13 protein-coding genes are annotated in these 17,535 nt (G+C 76.6%); 8 read left to right on the forward strand and 5 right to left on the reverse strand.

Going from position 1 to position 17,535, the window contains the following annotated elements:
• Nucleotides 1-106: 106 nt before the first annotated feature.
• Nucleotides 107-1,243, forward strand: coding sequence for a 5-methyltetrahydropteroyltriglutamate--homocysteine S-methyltransferase (locus D0Z06_RS04250; RefSeq protein WP_117376382.1), 1,137 nt, complete (start codon nucleotides 107-109; stop codon nucleotides 1,241-1,243).
• Between the two features lie 112 nt (nucleotides 1,244-1,355).
• Here the strand turns inward: D0Z06_RS04250 and D0Z06_RS04255 are convergent, their stop codons facing one another.
• The 4 genes from D0Z06_RS04255 to D0Z06_RS04270 are packed head-to-tail and all read right to left on the reverse strand — an operon-like array spanning nucleotide 1,356 to nucleotide 6,868.
• A complete protein-coding gene (locus D0Z06_RS04255; RefSeq protein ID WP_117376147.1) occupies nucleotides 1,356-3,059 on the reverse strand; it encodes an AMP-binding protein in 1,704 nt (567 codons plus the stop codon).
• A complete protein-coding gene (locus tag D0Z06_RS04260) occupies nucleotides 3,056-3,466 on the reverse strand; it encodes a hypothetical protein (RefSeq protein ID WP_117376148.1) in 411 nt (136 codons plus the stop codon). The genes D0Z06_RS04255 and D0Z06_RS04260 overlap by 4 nt, the downstream gene beginning before the upstream one ends.
• Nucleotides 3,466-5,379, reverse strand: a complete 1,914-nt coding sequence (locus D0Z06_RS04265) for a primary-amine oxidase (protein WP_117376149.1) — start codon at nucleotides 5,377-5,379, stop codon at nucleotides 3,466-3,468. Before D0Z06_RS04265 ends, D0Z06_RS04260 begins: the two co-directional genes overlap by 1 nt.
• Before the next feature lie 13 nt (nucleotides 5,380-5,392).
• Nucleotides 5,393-6,868, reverse strand: coding sequence for an APC family permease (locus D0Z06_RS04270; protein WP_117376150.1), 1,476 nt, complete (start codon nucleotides 6,866-6,868; stop codon nucleotides 5,393-5,395).
• A 235-nt stretch (nucleotides 6,869-7,103) separates the two neighbouring features.
• Here D0Z06_RS04270 and D0Z06_RS04275 point away from each other — a divergent pair, with 235 nt between their 5' ends.
• From D0Z06_RS04275 to D0Z06_RS04285, 3 genes are all read left to right on the forward strand, one after another.
• The gene (locus tag D0Z06_RS04275) at nucleotides 7,104-8,570 is read left to right on the forward strand and encodes an APC family permease (RefSeq protein ID WP_117376151.1); all 1,467 of its coding nucleotides are present in this window, start codon (nucleotides 7,104-7,106) and stop codon (nucleotides 8,568-8,570) included.
• Nucleotides 8,567-9,319 (forward strand): IclR family transcriptional regulator, encoded by a 753-nt coding sequence (locus D0Z06_RS04280; protein WP_117376152.1) that lies wholly within the window; start codon nucleotides 8,567-8,569, stop codon nucleotides 9,317-9,319. Before D0Z06_RS04275 ends, D0Z06_RS04280 begins: the two co-directional genes overlap by 4 nt.
• Before the next feature lie 184 nt (nucleotides 9,320-9,503).
• Complete coding sequence (locus tag D0Z06_RS04285) at nucleotides 9,504-9,725, forward strand: hypothetical protein (protein ID WP_117376153.1); 222 nt, start codon at nucleotides 9,504-9,506, stop codon at nucleotides 9,723-9,725.
• A gap of 19 nt (nucleotides 9,726-9,744) precedes the next feature.
• Here the strand turns inward: D0Z06_RS04285 and D0Z06_RS04290 are convergent, their stop codons facing one another.
• Nucleotides 9,745-12,228: an Hsp70 family protein gene (locus tag D0Z06_RS04290; protein WP_117376154.1), complete on the reverse strand. Its 2,484-nt coding sequence runs from the start codon at nucleotides 12,226-12,228 to the stop codon at nucleotides 9,745-9,747.
• A gap of 201 nt (nucleotides 12,229-12,429) precedes the next feature.
• On the opposite strand from D0Z06_RS04290, the gene D0Z06_RS04295 reads away from it, so the two are divergent.
• From D0Z06_RS04295 to D0Z06_RS04310, 4 genes are read left to right on the forward strand one after another with little or no spacing between them, the layout of a single operon-like run.
• Nucleotides 12,430-13,080, forward strand: a complete 651-nt coding sequence (locus D0Z06_RS04295) for a histidine kinase (RefSeq protein ID WP_117376155.1) — start codon at nucleotides 12,430-12,432, stop codon at nucleotides 13,078-13,080.
• Complete coding sequence (locus tag D0Z06_RS04300) at nucleotides 13,071-13,739, forward strand: LuxR C-terminal-related transcriptional regulator (RefSeq protein WP_117376156.1); 669 nt, start codon at nucleotides 13,071-13,073, stop codon at nucleotides 13,737-13,739. The genes D0Z06_RS04295 and D0Z06_RS04300 overlap by 10 nt, the downstream gene beginning before the upstream one ends.
• A gap of 56 nt (nucleotides 13,740-13,795) precedes the next feature.
• On the forward strand, nucleotides 13,796-15,178 hold the full coding sequence (locus tag D0Z06_RS25240) for a hypothetical protein (RefSeq protein ID WP_158579878.1): 1,383 nt from the start codon (nucleotides 13,796-13,798) through the stop codon (nucleotides 15,176-15,178).
• Nucleotides 15,175-17,370 carry a sensor histidine kinase gene (locus D0Z06_RS04310; protein WP_117376157.1) on the forward strand — a complete coding sequence of 732 codons (2,196 nt, stop codon included), beginning with the start codon at nucleotides 15,175-15,177 and terminating at the stop codon, nucleotides 17,368-17,370. Before D0Z06_RS25240 ends, D0Z06_RS04310 begins: the two co-directional genes overlap by 4 nt.
• Nucleotides 17,371-17,535: the final 165 nt, after the last annotated feature.

The following is a 17,535-nucleotide window of genomic DNA, read 5'->3' on the forward strand; positions in this document are numbered from 1 at the left end:
TCCACGGTGCTGCCCGACCACCCTCCGGTACCCGGGAACGTGCAGGTCATGCCGGCCGTCGCCGGTGGGGCTGCGCCGGAGGAGCGGCTGCACCAAGCTGCTGGACATGAGTGACGTCTCCGGCCCGCCGTTCCGCGCCGACCACGTCGGCAGCCTCCTGCGCCCCGCCGACCTGCTCGACGCCCGCACCCGCGCCGCCGCCGGCGAGATCGGTGCCGACGAGCTGCGCGCGGTGGAGGACGCCGCGATCGCCGATGCCGTCCGCCTGCAGCGCGACGTCGGCCTGCACACCGCCACGGACGGCGAGTTCCGCCGCGCCACCTGGCACATGGACTTCATCTACGCGATCGGCGGCATCACCAAGGTGGAGGGCGAGGGCCGGCCGGTCCACTTCCACAACGCCAACGGGGACATCGACTGGGTGCCCGCCGGGCTGCACGTCGACGGGCCGCTGTCGATCGACGAGCGGGCGCCGATCTTCGGGGACCACTTCCGGTACCTGCAGTCGCAGACCGGGGAGGGGCAGACGGCGAAGCTGACGATCCCCTCGCCGTCGATGGTCCACTACCGCGGGGGCGCTGCCGCGATCGACCCGGCCGTCTACCCCGACGAGGACGCGTTCTGGGACGCCCTGTCGGCCGCCTACCGGCAGGAGGTGCGCGGCCTGGCCGCCCTCGGCTGCACCTACCTGCAGCTGGACGACACCAGCCTGGCCTACCTCAACGACCCCGCCCAGCGGGCCGAGCTGGCCGAGCAGGGCCGCGACGCCGAGCACCAGCACGAGCGCTACATCCGGCAGATCAACGCGGCCCTCGCCGACCGGCCCGCGGGGCTGACCGTCACCACCCACATGTGCCGGGGCAACTTCCGCTCCTCCTGGGCGGCCGAGGGCGGCTACGACTTCGTCGCCGAGGCGCTCTTCGGCGGCCTCGAGGTCGACGGCTTCTTCCTCGAGTACGACGACGCCCGCTCGGGGGGTTTCGAGCCGCTGCGGTTCGTCCCGCCGGGCAAGCGGGTCGTCCTCGGCCTGGTCACCAGCAAGCGGCCGGAGCTCGAGGACAAGGACGTCCTCAAGCGGCGCATCGACGAGGCGTCGAGGTTCGTGCCGCTGGAGCAGCTGTGCCTCTCGCCCCAGTGCGGGTTCTCCTCCACGGTGGAGGGCAACGCGCTGACCCGCGAGGACCAGATCGCCAAGCTCGCGCTCGTCGTCGAGGTCGCCCAGGAGGTCTGGGGCTACGCCTGACCCGGCACCCCCCCGATGATCAGGTGACCTGGTCGTTGCCGGTCCTGGCTCACCACCGGTGGTGAGCCAGGACCGGCAAGGGTGATCTGACCTGATCGTCGGCCGGCCCGGGTCAGCCGCGCAGGGCCGGGAACTGGTCGTCGCGCCACTCGCCGGGGTGGGCCCCGCTCCCGGCCAGCTCCTCCTCCCGGCCGCGCAGCTCGACCCGGCGGATCTTCCCCGAGATGGTCTTCGGCAGCTCCGCGAACTCCAGCCGGCGCACCCGCTGGAACGGGGCCAGGTGCTCCCGGGCGTAGCGGAGGATGTCGAAGGCCGTCTGCTCGCTCGGCTCGTGCCCCGGCGCCAGGCTGACGTAGGCCTTGGGCACGGCCAGGCGCACCGGGTCCGGCGCCGGGACGACGGCGGCCTCGGCGACCGCCGGGTGCTCGATCAGCACCGACTCCAGCTCGAACGGGCTGATCTTGTAGTCGGAGGCCTTGAAGACGTCGTCGGTCCGCCCGACGTAGGTGATGTACCCGTCGGCGTCCCGGGAGGCGATGTCACCGGTGTGGTAGTACCCGCCGGCCATCGCCTCCGCGTCGCGGGCGGGGTCGTCCCGGTAGCCGGTCATCAGCGGCAGCGGCCGCTCGGCCAGGTCCAGGCAGATCTCGCCCTCGCCCGGGCCCTCGACCAGGGTGCCGGTCAGCGGGTCGACGAGCACCACGGGGACGCCGGGCAGCGGGCGGCCCATCGACCCGGGCCGCACCTCCGACCCGGGGGTGTTGCCGACCTGGGCGGTGGTCTCGGTCTGCCCGTAGCCGTCGCGGACGGTGAGCCCCCAGGCCCGACGGACCTGCTCGATCACCTCGGGGTTGAGCGGCTCCCCGGCCCCGATCACCTCGCGCAGCGCGCCGGGCCCGCCGGAGAGGTCGGCGTTGACCAGCATCCGCCACACCGTGGGCGGCGCGCAGAACGACGTCACCCCGTGCTCGCGGATGCGGTCGAGCAGCACGACCGGGTCCAGCCGGGTGTAGGCGTACTGGAAGACCGTGGCCTCGGCGATCCAGGGGGCGAAGAAGCAGGACCAGGCGTGCTTGGCCCACCCGGGCGAGGAGACGTTGAGGTGCACGTCGCCGGGCTGCAGCCCCAGCCAGTACGCCGTCGTCAGGTGGCCCACGGGGTAGGAGACCTGGGTGTGCTCGACCAGCTTGGGCCGCGACGTCGTCCCGGAGGTGAAGTAGAGCAGCAGCGGGTCGCCCGGTGCGGTGCCCGGGTGCGGCGCGGGGCCGGCCTCGAGGGCGTAGCCCTCGTGCAGGTCGGCCCAGCCCTCGACCGGCCCGACGCTGATCCGGTCGTAGCCGCCGGGCACGTCGGCGAACTTGGCCGCGTCGGCGGGGTTGCAGACGACGTACCCTGCGCCGCCGCGGGCGACCCGGTCGGTGAGGTCGGCCGGGCCCAGCGCGGTCGTGGTCGGCAGGATCACCGCGCCGAGCTTCACGACCGCCAGCATCGACTCCCACAGCTCGACCTGGTTGCCGAGCATGAGCAGCACCCGGTCGCCGCGGCCGACGCCCCGGCCGGCCAGCCACGCGGCCAGCCGGTCGGAGCGCCGGCACATCTCGGCATAGCTGCGGGTGGTGGTACCCCCGTCCTCGTCGACGAGCACGAGGGCCGGCCGGTCGCTGTCCCGGCCGACCGCGTCGAACCAGTCGACGGCCCAGTTGAACCGGTCGCCGACGTCGGGCCAGCGGAACGCGGTGAGCGCGCGGTCGTGCTCCCCGCGCAGGGCGAGCAGCTGGTCGCGGGCGGCACGGTAGGCATCTGTGGCGGTGGTCACGGACCGAGAGCCTCCCGGGTCGCGGCCCGGTCCGCACCCCGTCCGCGCGCGAGGACGGCGAGCCCGACCAGCAGCGACGCGGTGACCAGGACCAGGCCGGGCCAGGGGGAGGCGGCGCCGTGGTGGTGCGCGCCGGCGGCCATCGGCGCGTGAACGGCGAGCATCCCGACATCCACGGCGACGGTCACCGCCCACACCGACCGGGTCGGCGCCCGCCACAGGTGCCAGGCGCACGGCAGGCAGGCCAGCGCCATCGCGGCGATCGCCAGCGAGGCCAGCGACGCGGCGTCCACGGCCGCCACGTGCGCGACCGCGGAGCCGAGCGCCAGCACCGCCGCGACCCGGCCGGTGGCCCGCTCGGCCACCGGCCCGGCCGCGATCCCCGGGGGGAGGGCGGCGCTGGTCATCACTCGTGCGACGAGCAGTGGGACGACGCCGACGGCGGCACCCCGAGGGCCGGGTTGCGGTCGAAGAAGCCGACCGGCTTGAGGGTGAAGCCGGTGTAGTCGGTGGGCATGACCGGCCAGTCCTCCGGGCGCGGGAAGTGGGTGAGCCCAAAGGTGTGCCAGACCACGACGTCGGCGTCCTCGATCGGGGCGTCGTCGGCGACGAACGCCGGCAGCCCGCCCGAGCCGGGGTGCTGGTTGACGAAGTCGCCGGCGGCGTAGCGCTCGGTCGGGTCGTAGGCGGTGACCCACAGGCTCTTCGTCGAGAAGGTCGCCCGCTGGTGGATCGAGGATCCCGGGTCGGCGAGCAGCAGCGGTGAGTTCTGCGGGTGCAGGGCGTAGCCGACCGGCTGGCCGAGCCGGTTGGTCTTCGACGGGTTGACCACGTGCCAGGTCCGCCCGACGGTCGCGTCGGCCACCCGGGCGGCCTCGGACTCCCGGGTGAGCGGGGTGCTGCTGCGGCGGAACGAGTTGCCGTAGGGGTTCTGCGGGCCCATGGGCTCCCGCACGGCCTCCACCTCGTGCACGGTGTTGCCGGTCCCGTCGACGGCCATGTCCAGCCGAGCGGAGAACAGGTGCTGGTGGAACGGCGCGCCGAGGCCGGGGGCGATCTCGGTGGCGTAGGGGTGCTCGTCGCCCCGGTAGGCCGAGGTGAAGACGATGCCGGTCGCCTTGGACTCCAGCTGGATGGTGCCGTCGAGGTAGAGGTACCAGTAGAAGCCGTAGTCGTAGTTGCCGATCGTGGTGAAGAAGCTGATCACCAGCCGGCGGGAGCGGCGGGTCTCGGCCATGCCGTTGAACAGGTCGGTGTGCTTCCACCCCACGCCGTAGTCCTCCTCGTGGAGGCAGATGGCGTTGCGGATGGCGCGCGGGTTGCCGTCCTCGTCGGCGATGGTGGCGTCGAAGTAGTGGATCTCGCCGAGGCAGTCGCAGCCCAGCTCGAGGGAGTTGGTGTAGCGGGCGAAGAGGTACTCGCCGGTGTCGAAGTAGTTCTGCCAGAACCGCACCGGGGAGGGGTCGGCGTAGGGGACGACCATCTCCGAGATCGAGGCCCGGTAGACGACCGACCGGCCGTCGACGGAGACCTGGTGCAGGGTGAGGCCCTCGCGCATGTCGAAGCCGACCCGCACCTCCCAGCCGGCCCAGCGGACGACGTCGTCCTCCACGGTGAAGGTCGGCCCCTCGGGCTGGGTGATCTCCAGGGGCTTGAGGTCGCGGACCGGGTGCGGGTGGGTGGCCTGGTCGAGGTCGCCCCGCTCGGCCGGCACGGGCAGGTCGAAGTGGTCGTGCACCGCGGTCACCACGCCCTGGGTGATGTCGACGTAGGCGACGACGCCGTCCACCGGGTGCGCCCACGGGAGGTCGGCCTCGTCGGCCTGGTGGAAGCCGAGCACGCGGACCACCCGGTGCCCGAACTCCTCCGGGAAGTACGAGCCGGCCGACAGCGGCACGGCCCGGACGGTCGCGACGTCCAGCCCGCGCTTGGCCATCGCGGCGACCCAGCGCTCGTCGACGGCGAGGATCGGCTCGATCGCCTCGAACTCGGCGTCCAGGATGGGCACCTGCCCGTCGGCGACGCCGTCGATGGCGGCCACGCGGACCACCTCGCGGCCGGTGACCGAGACGGTGAGGTCCCTGCCCTGGCCGGTGGTCTGGTCCAGCAGGAGCACCCGCAGCCGCCGCTCGAGCGGGTCGCCGGGCGACCAGGCCAGCACGTCGGCCTTGTGCGGCTCCTCGAGGCCGACGTACACGAACTTGGTCCGCTCGCCGACCAGGCCGGCGGCGGCGACGACCTCCCGGGCGGTGTCGATCTCCGCGGCCGTCATGCGCGCCAGCGGGTGGGTGACGGTGGTGGTGGGCTCGGTCAGCGTCATGGTGCTCCTTCGGTCAGATCTGCGGGGCGGAGTCGGCGGGGGTGGCGGCGGCGAGGTCCCGCGCCGCCTGCGGTCGGGCGGCGGCCAGCGGCCAGCCGGCGGCGAGGGCGACGGCGAGGAGGACCCCGGCCCCGACGCCCAGCGCGGTGGAGCCGCCCATGAGCAGCGGCAGGTTCTCGACGAGCAGCACGAGGATGGCGGCCAGCCCGAGCAGGCCCAGGGCGGGCGCGACGAGGGTCTGCCACGGGCGGCGGTCCCGGCCGGTGCGGCGGAAGAAGACGAGGACCGCCAGGCAGGCCAGCAGCATGAGCAGCACGATGCCGACGCTGGCGATGCCGGCCAGCCAGGTGAAGACCTCGAGCACCGGGTCCAGGCCGGCGAGCGCGCAGACCGCCATGAGCAGCCCGCCCGCGGCCGAGGTGAGCAGGGAGGCGACGTGCGGCGAGGCGTGCCGGGTGTGGCTGCGGCCGCAGACGCCGGGCAGCACGCCGGTGTTGCCGAGCGAGAACACGTACCGGGCGAGCACGTTGTGGAAGGCCAGGATCGCGGCGAACAGGCTGGTCACGAAGAGCACGGTCATCACGTCGGCCGCGACCGTGCCGACGTACTGCTCGGCGGTGGCGACGACGATGCCACCCGGGTCCGCGGCCGCGGCCTCGACGATCCGGCTGTCGCCCCATGCACTCACGATGGCCCATGCGGAGACGGTGTAGAAGACCCCGATGATGGCCAGCGCCGCGTAGGTCGCGCGGGGGACGGTGCGGTCGGGGTCGCGGGCCTCGTCGCGGAAGATCGCGGTGGCCTCGAACCCGATGAACCCGGCGATGGCGAACATCAGCCCGATGCCCGGCGCGCCGGCGAGCACCTCGCCGGGGGTGAGGAACGCCGTCGAGAGCCCCTCCTCGCCACCGCCGCGGCCGATCACCGCGGCGTCCAGGACCAGCACGATGCCGACCTCGGCGACCAGGAGGACGGCGAGCACCTTGCTGGACAGCTCGATGTGCCGGTACCCCAGCAGGCCGGTGACCGCCAGCGCCAGCGCGGTCCACAGCCACCAGGGCAGCGCGGGCCCGCCCCACCCGGCCACCAGGTCGCCGAGCAGGAACCCGATGTAGCCGTAGACGGCGCCCTGCACGGTCACGTAGCTGATCAGCGCGACCAGCGCGCTGCCCAGGCCCGGCGCCCGGCCGAGCCCGGTGCCCACGTAGGAGTAGAACGCGCCCGCGTTGGGGACGTGGCGGGTCATGGCGGTGAACCCGACCGCGAAGAACATCAGGACGACCGCCGCGACGACGTACATCGCCGGGTAGCCCGGGCCGTTGCCGGCCGCGATGCCGATGGGCACCGAGCCGGCCACGACGGTCAGCGGGGCGGCGGCGGCGACCACCATGAAGACGATCGCGGCCGGGCCGAGGGCGCCGCGGAGCCGGTGGGCACCCGCGGCGGCAGGGGTGGCGGTCGCGGTCGGTGGCGGGTCGGAGACGGCCATGGGACCTCCCGGGGACGGCGGCGCGCGGCCGCCGGGGACGTGGGTGGTGCCACCCTGGCCGCCGTCCCGACCGGTCCGGTCACCCGGCCGTAACGTCTCGGAAACATCCACGTAACCCCGAATGAGAGCTGGCTCACCCTTTTCTCATTCGACCGCCCCTCCGGACGAGGGCCCCTTGAGGGTGGCGCAGTGGCTACGCTCGCCGACCATCGGGCAGGCCGGCGGCGGGAGGGCGATGGGGCAGCGGAGCGTTCCCAGCCGGCTGCCCACCCGCTCCCCGGTGGCCGGGCTGCGCCGGCGCGGGCTGAGCTTCCCCGAGGTGCTGGCGCAGTCGGTGTCGGCGCTGGCGCCCTCGGCGGCCATCGTCGTCGTGCCCTCCATCGTGCTGGTCGAGTCCGGGGCGGCCACGCTGCCGGCGTTCGTCGTGGCCACGCTGCTGGTCCTGCTCGTCGGCTGGTGCCTCACCCAGTTCGGCCGGCGGATGGCCGCGGTCGGCGGCACCTACAGCTACACCGCCAAGGGGCTGGGCCCGGTGGGCGCGCTGGTCGGCGGGTGGGCCCTGCTGGTCGGCTACGCCGCGGTGGCGATGTCGGCCCTCACCGGCGCGGCGGTCTACACCGCCGGGCTGCTGGGGGCGCGCCCCACGCCCGGGGTCGTCGCCGTCCTGGCCGCGGGGCTCGGCGTCCTGGCCACGCTGTGCACCGTCCGCGGCATCCAGCTCTCCGCCCGGGTGGCCCTCGCCCTCGAGGTGCTCTCCATCGGGGTGGTCCTGGCCGTGCTGGGCGTGCTGCTGCTCGGCGCGCGGGGCGGGCCGGGGTCCGCCGCCCCCGTGGTCGACGCCCCGGTGACCTGGGGCGGCGTCGCGGTGGCGGTCGTGCTGGGGGTCACCGGGTTCATGGGCTTCGAGAGCGCGGCGACCCTCGGCGTGGAGGCCCGCCGCCCGCTGGTCGCCGTCCCGCGCGCGGTGCTGTGGACCCCCGCCGTCGCGGGGCTGCTGTTCGTCGCCGCGACCGCCGCCCAGGTGGTGCTGCTGCGGGCCGCGCCGCTCGACGTGCTCACCAGCCCGGTGCCGGTGGCCGAGCTCGCCGACCGGGAGGGGCTCGTGCTGCTGCGGCGCGTGCTCGACCTCGGCATCGCCGCCTCGTTCCTGGCCTGCGTGACCGGGTCGACCAACGCGCTGGGCCGGGTGCTGTTCTCCATGGGCCGCGAGGGGGTCCTGCCCGCGCGGCTCGGCCGCACCCACGACCGGTTCGAGACGCCGCACGTGGCGCTGGCCGTCGTCCTGCCGGCCGTGGTGGGGGTGCCGGTGGTGGCCCTGCTGGCCGGCGGCGGCCCCCGGGCGGTGCTCACCGCCTCGCTCACCGTGTCGGCCTTCGGCTACGTCGTGGCCTACGTGCTGGCCTGCCTGGCCATGCCGCTGTTCCTGCGCCGCATCGGCGAGCTGACCGCGCCGGCGGCGGCCGGCGGCCTGGTGGCCGGCGGCGGCGGGCTGGTCGTCCTGGTGGGCGCGATGGCCGGCATCACCGTGTCCGGGGACCGGGCTGTGGTCGTCGTCTTCCTCGCCGCCATGCTGCCGGGGCTGGCCTGGACGGCGTGGCTGCGGCTGCGCGACCCGGGGCGGCTGCGCCCGGTCGGCGTCTACGACACCGCGACGGCGAGCAGCGTGCTCCCGGGCAGCGTCCCGGCCGGGCGGCGGCGGTGAGCCCGGTCGACCGGGGGATCACCGGGCGGCAGCCCAAGGCCGTGCAGAGCGCGCTGGCCGTCCTCGAGTCGGTGGCGCGGGCCGGTGCCGGCGTCACCGCCAAGGAGGTCTGCGAGGACCTCGGCCTGCCGCCGGCCACCACCTACCGGCTGCTCAACCTGCTGGTGGGGGAGGAGTACCTGGTGCGCCTGCCCGACCTGCACGGCTTCGCGCTCGGCCGCAAGGTGGCCGGGCTGGCGGGCTGGGCCAGCCCCGCGCAGGTGCCGACGGCGGCCCGGGAGGTGGTCGCCGACCTGCGCGGCCGGGTGCGCCACGCCGTCCACCTGGTGGTGTACTCCGGGCCGGTGCTGCGCTGCGTGGACGTCGACCCGGACCACCCGCTGCGCTCGGTCGAGGCCGTGGAGCGGCACCTGCACGCCTCGGCCGTCGGCAAGCTGCTGCTGGCCGAGCAGCCGGACTGGCGCGAGGTCGTCCACCCCCGCCGGATGCACGCGCTGACCCCGCGCACCGTCACCCGCCCGGCGGACCTCGACGCCGAGCTGCGCGCGGTCCGGGCGACCGGGCTCGCGACCCAGGCCGGGCAGCTGCACGAGGGCGTGTCCTGCGCCGCGGTGGCCGTGCGCTCGCCGTCCGACGTGCTCGTCGGTGCCCTCGCGGTCTCCGTCGCGGGGGAGGACGCCGCGCTGGCCGCCGCCCGCGCCGAGGGCGCCCGCGACCACGCCCGGCAGCTGGGCCCGCTGCTCGGCTGAGCCCGAGCGGCCGGGCCGCGGCGCTGCACCGGGGGGCACCCCCACCCGGGAACGGGGGGTGCGGCCGCCGGATCCGGGGGGTGGCTCGATGGCCCGGTGGCCGCCGCGGCACGACGCTGTTCCCGAGTCCACCAGCGGGGCGCCGACCGGGAGCCCCGCACCGGCGATCCCCGAGGAGTGCACCGTGACCACCATCCTGACGGCGACCGTCCCTCCCGCCGGGGCCACCGGCGCCGGCATCCGCGACGTCCTCGAGGCCGACTTCGCCCGCGCGTGCACCGAGTGGTCCGCGGCCCGGTCCCGGCAGGCCGCCAAGGACACGCCGGCCCACCGGGCCGCCGTCGCCGGGTGCCGCGCCCGGATCGACGCCGTCCTGGACATGCACCTCGACGCCCGGGGCCGTTGACCGGCCCGCCGGCGCTCCCTCAGCCGGCGAGGTCGAGCGGCACGAGCCGGCCCTCGTGGAGGATGCTGACGAAGGCGCGGCTGCCGTCGGGCAGCACCGCGACCGACGTCGGGCCGTCACCCACCGGCAGCCGGGCGGTGACCTCGAAGGTCTCGGCGTTGATCACCGACACCGAGTCGTCGGTCACGTTGGCCGTGTAGGCGAACCGACCGTCGGCCGACCAGGTGATGTCCTGCGGGTTCGCCCCCACCGGCACGGTCGCGACCACCGTGTGCGTGGTCGTGTCGATCATCGTCACCGAGGCCGAGTCGTAGTTCACGTTGGCGACCAGCGGCCGGGTCGGGTGGACCGCGACGCTGTGCGGGCTGACCTCGACGGGCACCTCGGCGACCACCGCGAGGGTCTCGGGGTCGAGCGCGGTCACCACGTTCGACTCGTGGTTGGCCACGTAGGCCCGCGAGCCGTCGGGGGTGAACTCGATCCAGTGCGGGTTGGCCGGCACCTGGACCTCGTCGACGACCGCGTCGGTGGTGCTGTCGATCACCGAGATCGACCCCGAGTCGTGGTTCGGCACGAACAGCCGCGACCCGTCGGGGGTGACCGCGCCGAGGTACGGGCGGGTGCGCACCGGGACGGTGGTGACCTCGCTGTTGTCCGACGTGTCCAGCACGGTGACCGCGGCGATGGTGCGGGCGTCGTCGAACACGCTGACGTACAGCCGGCTCCCGTCGGGGGAGAAGGTGAGGAACTGCGGCGGCCCGGCGGCGATCGGGATGGTGGCGGTGACCGCGTCGACGGCCGTGTCCACCACCGTGACCACCCCCGCGGCCCGGTTGGCGACGTAGAGCTGGCGGCCGTTGGGGGAGACCGCGACGAACCCCGACGTGGGCCCGACGTCGATCGGCGCACCGATGGTCGGGATCGGGACGGCCGCCTCCGGCTCGGCCGGCGCCGGTGCCGGCCCCGGCTCCTGCTGCGCCTCCGCCGACGGCCCGCCCCCACCGGCGGTCCCCGGGTCCGGGTCGTCCCCGAGCAGGAGCCCGCCGAGCACCGCGCCCAGCACCACCACCACGACCAGGACGGCGGCACCGATGAGCAGCCCGCGGCGCCGTGGCCGGCCACGCCGCGGGAGCGCCGGTGGCGGCGCCGGGGGCGCGCCGGCCCAGGCCCCGGCGGCCGCGCCCGGCCACGGGGGAGCGCCGGTGCCCCGGCCGTGCCCGTTGCCGCCCGCCTCGGGCGGTCCGGCCGGGGACGGCGGCCTGCCCGGGGCGCCCGGCGCCCCGGCGGGGGGCGGGGCCTCGGCCGGGGCGCCGACGGCCGCCTCCACCCGGGCCGGCGCGGCGGCGCGGGGCGGGGGCAGGGGAGCGGGTGGCGCCGTCCCGGCGGCGCCGGCCACGGCCGTGGGCACCTCCTCGTCCCGGGCGCCCGGCCCGCCGACGCCGGCGTGCGTCTGGGCGAGGATGGCCGCCCCCAGCGCGACCGCGTGCTTGGGGTGCGCGTCGACGACGACCGGGCGCTGCAACTCCGCGGCGATCGTCTGGCCGATCAGCGGGATGCGCGAGGAGCCGCCCACCAGCAGCACCGCCGAGAGCCGATCCGGCGGCACCTCCGCGGTCCGCAGGGCCCGGCTGAGGGTGCCGATCGTCGACTCGACCGGCGCCCGGATCATGTCCTCGAACTGCGCACGCGTGAGCCGCACGTCGAGGTGCCGGCCGGGCAGGAACACCGGGATGACGGTCTCGGTGTCGACCGACAGCGCCTCCTTGGCCAGCACGCAGTCCTGCCGCAGCCGGGCCAGCGCCATGACCGTCCGGGGATCGCCGAGGTCGAGCTCCGACAGCGCGCCGCCCGCCGCGTGGTTGACGTGGGCCAGCACCGCCTCGTCGAAGTCGGCGCCGCCCAGCCGCTCGATGCCCTCCGGGGCGCCGAGGATCTCGATGCCGTGGGAGGTGCGCTGCAGGACCGTGGCGTCGAACGTGCCCCCGCCGAGGTCGTAGACCGCGATGACCTCGCCCTCGCCCAGTCGCCGCACGGTCGCGTAGAAGGCCGCGGCGGCCTCCGGCTCGGTGACGGTGAGCGCCGAGGAGAGGCCCGCGTACCGCGGCACCTCCTCGAACAGCTCCCGCCGGAAGGGTCCCCAGTTGGCCGGGTGGGTGAGGACGACCTCCTCCGGCGGGCCGCCCCGCTCCTCGCCGACCCGGGCGAGGACGTCGCGCAGCAGCGCGCCGAGCAGGTCGGTCACCGGGTAGGAGGTGCCGCCGAGCAGCACCGGGGTGGGGTCGCCCAGCCGGCGCTTGAACTCGGTGGCGACCCGGTCGGGACTGCTCACCGCGCGGCGGGCCGCGGCGTCGCCGGTCACGAGGACGCCGTCGTCCCGGACGTGGACCGCGGCGGGCATGACCGTCGCCCGGTCGCCCAGGACGACCATCTCGACGCTGGTGTCGTGCGCGATCGCCGCGGCCACGAACGTGGTACCGAGGTCGACTCCCAGGCAGTAGCTCACCGCGCCTCCCGGACACGCCGGAGTGCGCACGGGCGATCTCCCGTGACGGGAGCAAGGAAGCACCGCACGCATCCGGTTGGCAACGCCCCGTCCCGCGCCGCCGGTGCGTCGGACACGGACGGGGGGACAACCCCACCTCTGGGTAGGGGCGGCACCCTTCCCCGGGCGGTCCGCTGCCGCGACCCTGCAGGGGTGACGTCGATGCCTGCCTCGTCCGCGGGCGACCCGCCGGCCGCGGCCGGCCCGGCGCACGCCGACGGTCCGCCCGCTGCCGCGTCGCCCCGGCCGTCGCGGTTCGAGCGCGAGCACTGGCAGCGACGGCTGCGGCTGCAGCGGCAGCTGCACGACGGGGCCTCGCTGCGGATCTCCGCGTTGGTGCCCCAGCTGGGCGTCGTCCGCAACCGGGTGCCTGCCGCGCACCGGGACCTCGACGCGTCGATCGAGGGGCTGCAGGACCAGCTGCACACGGTGCTGCAGGAGCTGCGCGAGATCGCCCGCGCCATCTACCCGCCGCTGCTCGACGAGGCCGGCCTGGGCCCGGCGTTGCGCGAGTGCGCCGAGCGGGCCGAGGTCCCGGTCCGCGTCGACGTCGCCCCCGGGCGGTACGGCGCCGCCGTCGAGGGCGCCGCCTACTTCGCGGTCGCCGACTGCCTCGCCGCTCTCCTCCCGGGTTCCCCGCCGGTGCTCGTCACCGCCCGGCGGGACGGCGACGAGCTGGTCGTGGCCCTGTCCGGGGTGCCGACGCGGCTGGCCGCCGGCGTCCGCGACCACGTCGGCGGCCTCGGCGGGCAGGTCCGCGCCGACGGGGGACCGGACACCGGGACGATCGAGGCGAGGATCCCGTGCGCGTAGCCCTGGCCGAGGACGGCGCCCTGTTCCGCGAGGGCCTGCTCCTGCTGCTCGAGGCCGCCGGCCACGAGGTCGTCGGCTGCACCGCCGACGGCGACGCCCTGGTGCGGCTGTTGGCCGAGCAGCCGGCGGACATCGCCGTCCTGGACATCCGGATGCCCCCCGAGCCCGACGGCGGGCTGGTCACCGCCGAGCGGTTGCGGGCCGCCCACCCGGCCATGGGGCTGCTGTTCCTGTCCCACTACGCCGAGACGCACTACCTGATGCGGATCCTGGAGATCGGCACCGAGGCGATCGGCTACCGGCTCAAGGAGAAGGTCGGCAGCGTCGACGTCCTCACCGACACCCTCGACCGGATCGCCGCCGGCGAGATCGTCATCGAGCCGGTGCTGGCCAAGCGGCTCGTCGAGCGGCCGCGCGGGGACCGCAAGGAGGTCGTCGACCAGCTCTCGCCCCGGGAGCTCGACGTGCTGCGGCTGATGGCCGAGGGCCGGTCCAACAACGGCATCGCGGGGCAGTTGTTCGTGACGCCCAAGGCGGTGGAGAAGCACATCGCGAACATCTTCGCCAAGTTCGGCCTGCAGGAGGAGGGGTCCGAGCACCACCGCCGGGTGCTCGCCGTCCTGACCTACCTCCGCTCCCAGCGGGCGGCCCGGTCCTGACCGGTCCCCGCCGGGCGCGCGGACCGCCCTTGGCCCGGGCCGGTGCCCGGCCTAGCGTGACCGCACGCGACCGTGCGGTTCGGCGGGTCGAGGGGCCGGTGGTGGGGATGACCCGGGCGATGTCCTCCGGCGTCGTGCGCGGTCTGCTCGTGGCCGGCGGGGTGGCCGCGGTCCTGGCCCTCGTGGTGCAGGGCGGCGGCCGGGCCGCGGGCGCCGCGGTGCCCGCCGCCGTCTGGCCGTTCGTCGGCGGCGCGGTCGCGGCCGCCGGCGTGCACCTGGCCGTCGGCCGCGCGCGCACCCGGCGCTCCGGCGGGGCGGGCGGGCGGTACCCCGCGCTGGCCGAGGCCGCCCGGAGGCTGCAGTCGGGGACCCTCGAGGAGGCACTGCCCGGCCTGGCGCAGGTGGTGGCCGAGGGCACCGGCGCCGACCGGGCGGTGGTGTGGCTGGCGGTCGGGGACCGGCTGGTGGCCGCGGCGCGGTACCCGCCCGACCCCGCGGCGGGGGAGGAGTCGGTGCCCGACCTGGCCGCCGTGCTCACCCGGCCCGGCACCGACCACGTCGTCCCGGTGGTGGACGCCACGGTGCTGCGCGCGGCCCTGGCCATCACCAAGCCGGCCCCGGTCACCGCCGCCGACCGGCAGCTCATGCAGGACGTCGCCAACGGGGCGAGCCTGCTCCTCCGGGTGGTCGCGCTCAACGCCGAGCTGGCCGAGCGGGTGCAGCGCGCCGCCGACCTCGCCGAGGAGCTCTCGGCCTCGCGCGGGCGGCTGGCCTCCGCCCGCGCGGCCGAGCGCCGCCGGCTGGTCGCCGAGCTGGCCCACGCCACCGGGGACCGGCTGGACGGGCTCCGGGCCCAGCTCGCGACCGCTTCCGCCGGGCTCGCCCCCGCCACGGCGGACCCCCGGGCGGCGCGGGAGGCCCTGGCCGGCGCCCGGGCCGACCTCGACGACCTCCTCGACCGCTTCCGCACCGTCGCCCGGGGCGTGTACCCGGCGGTGCTGCGCGACCACGGGCCGGCCGCGGCCCTCGACGAGGTGGTCGCCGACCTGCCCCGCGACGTGCGGCTCACCGGGGACCTGGGCGGTCGGTTGCCGTGGGAGCTGGAGTCGGGCCTCTACTACGTCGCGGCGACCGCCGTCCGGGCACTGGCCGGGAAGCCCGGCGAGACCCCGCTGCTGGTCCGGCTGGAGCACACCGGTGGTCGGATCGGCGTCACCGTCGAGGACACCGCGCCACCGCTGCCGCCGGACCGGCTGCGCGCGCTCCTGGCCGACGACGGCGACCGGCTGGCCGCGCTCGGCGGCGGGGTGGCGCTCGACCCCGCCCCCCCGGCGGCGGGCCCGGACCCGAGCGGCCCGCTGCTGGTGTCGGCCTGGCTGCCCGACCGGGTGGAGCCGGTCGTCGTCGACACCACCGGGACCGAGGTCGCGGTCCGGTGAGCGGGTGGCGGCCGGGTGGGTCCGCGGCGTTGCTCCCGATCGCCGTGGTCACCGCCGTCGTCGGGGGTGCGTACCTCGCCGTGGCCGCAGCCGCCGGGGCGCTGACCGGCCCGGCGGTCGCCGCGGCGGCAGCCACGGCGGTCGCCGCGGCCCTCGCCCTGCCCGCGTACCTCGGGGCCCGGCGCCTCGCCGACCTGCCGGCCCCGCGCGAGCCCCCGGCCGGCTACCGGGTGCTGGCCCAGCTGGCGGCGCAGCCCCCGCCGTCGCCCGGCGGCGTCCCCGACCTGGGGGCGGTCGTCGCGGCCGTGGGCCGGGGCCTGGGCGCGGGGCTGTGCATGCTGACCGTGCGGCGACCCGGGCTGCGCGACCGGGTGGTGACGTGGACCCGGGACGACGCGGAGGTCGCGCCGGCCCGCGAGGAGGTGCCCGTCCGGCACGGTGGGGTGGACGTCGGCCTGCTGACCGTCGACCGGGTGTCCGTGCCGGGGACCGAAGCGGAGCGACGGCGGCTGCTGGAGGCGGTCGCCAGCAGCCTCGGGGTGGTGCTGCAGGCGACGCGCTCCGGCATCGAGCTCGAGCGCCAGCTCCGGGCCGCGCTGGCGCACGCCACCGACATCGCCGCCGCCCGCCGCCGGGCGGTCGCCGAGTCCGACAGCGAGCGCCGCCGCATCGAACGCGACCTGCACGACGGGGCCCAGCACCACCTGGTCTCGCTGAGCCTGGCCCTGGGGCTGGTGGAGCACGCCGTGACCGGCGGCCGGCTCGAGGACGCCCGCACCGGGCTGACCCGGCTGGCCGGGCAGGTCGACGCGGTGGAGGAGCTGCTGGGCCGCACCACGGCCGGGATGAGCTCCCGGGTGCTCGCAGAGGCAGGCCTGGTCGCCGCGCTGCGCGCCGAGCTCGGCGCCGAGGACCCGCCGGTCGACCTCGAGCTCCCGGACCGCGCCGACCTCCCGCAGGACCTCCCGGTGGACATCGCCGCCGCCGTCTACTTCTGCTGCCTGGAGGCGGTGAGCAACACGCGCAAGCATGCGCCGGGCGCCCGCGCCCGGGTCCGGGTCGCGGTCGAGGACGACCGGTTGCGTTTCGCGGTGCACGACGACGGCCCGGGCCTGGACCCCGCGTCGGGGACCGCCTCCGCGGGGCGCGGCCTGCGCAACGTCGCCGCCCGGGTCGCCGCGGTCGGTGGCGAGGTGGAGGTGCGGGCGCAGCCGGGCAGGGGTACGAGCGTCGAGGGGGCCGTTCCCCTGCCCGCGACCACCTCCGCCCGCCCGGCCGCCGGCGGGCCGGTGGGGCCGGGCCTGCTGGACCAGGTGCGCACGCTCGTGCGGTCGGCCCGCGACGCCTGCCACGGCACCCCGCAGGCCGACCGGTTGGAGGCGCTCGCGCGGACGCTCGACGACCCGCTGCGGGTCTGCGTCACCGGACCGCCCGGCGCGCCGCTCGCCCGCGTCGCGCGGGCCCTCACCGCCCGACCCACCCCCGGCGTCCAGTACCTCACGGCGGAGCCGGCGGCCTCCGAACGCCCGGCGCCCACGCCGGCGGACGCCTACGTGCTCGTCCTCGACGGCGCCGGTGCCGACGACCCTGACCTGTTCCTGTGCCTGCCCGGGCGGGTCCGCCCCACCCAGGCCGTCGGCGTGCTCGTGGGGGAGGGGCCCGCACCCGCACTGCACCGGCTCTGCTCGGCCGTCGTGGCCGTCCCGCGCGACGGCGCGGAGGGCGCGCTCGCCCCGGTGCAGGACCTCGTCGGCATCCGGCTCGCCGCACGGGCCGGGGCGCTGCGCGCCCGCGCCGTCCTGGCCGTGCTCGAGGTCGTCCTGCAGGCCGCGCCCGCCCGGAGGGCCACGTGGTCGCTGCGCTACCGGGCCGACGAGCTCCGGTCCGGCGCCGCCGAGCTCGCCGAGCTCGACCTCCTCGACGCGCTGTGGTCGGGGGAACTGGCCGTCCCGGACGAGCAGCGGCGGGCCGCGGAGCGGCTGCTCGGCGCCGAGGGCGTGGACCCGGCCGCCCGCCTCGGCTGCCCCGCGGACGCCGGTGCCGACGACCTGGCGCGCGCCGCCGGCGAGGCGCTGGCCGCGTGGCAGCGGCTCGCCACCTCCCCGGCCTCCGGCGCCGGTACCCGCCGGCTGGCCGCGGCGCTGGTGCTGGCCTGCGAGCGGCTGCTCGCGGCGACGCCCGCCCCGGCCTGACCACCCGCGCCGGAGCCCGACCCCCGGGCGGGGGTGGGGCGGACCCCACCCGCGGTCCGGGGGCTGCGCACGTGGAAGACGGGGGTGTGCTCGATCGTCCCCGCGCCGCCGGACCGCGACGCTTCTCCCACAGCGCACCACACCCGGGCAGCAGGCCGGGACTCC

The sequence above is a fragment of the Geodermatophilus marinus genome (genome assembly GCF_003428645.1).
GTDB lineage: Bacteria > Actinomycetota > Actinomycetes > Mycobacteriales > Geodermatophilaceae > Geodermatophilus.

Coding starts and splice junctions, on each gene's coding strand:
- D0Z06_RS04260 (WP_117376148.1), bottom strand. CDS start 3,466: ATGACCAGCGCCGCCCTCCCCCCGGGGATCGCGGCCGGGCCGGTGGCC.
- D0Z06_RS04250 (WP_117376382.1), top strand. CDS start 107: ATGAGTGACGTCTCCGGCCCGCCGTTCCGCGCCGACCACGTCGGCAGC.
- D0Z06_RS04275 (WP_117376151.1), top strand. CDS start 7,104: ATGGGGCAGCGGAGCGTTCCCAGCCGGCTGCCCACCCGCTCCCCGGTG.
- D0Z06_RS04265 (WP_117376149.1), bottom strand. CDS start 5,379: ATGACGCTGACCGAGCCCACCACCACCGTCACCCACCCGCTGGCGCGC.
- D0Z06_RS04270 (WP_117376150.1), bottom strand. CDS start 6,868: ATGGCCGTCTCCGACCCGCCACCGACCGCGACCGCCACCCCTGCCGCC.
- D0Z06_RS04295 (WP_117376155.1), top strand. CDS start 12,430: ATGCCTGCCTCGTCCGCGGGCGACCCGCCGGCCGCGGCCGGCCCGGCG.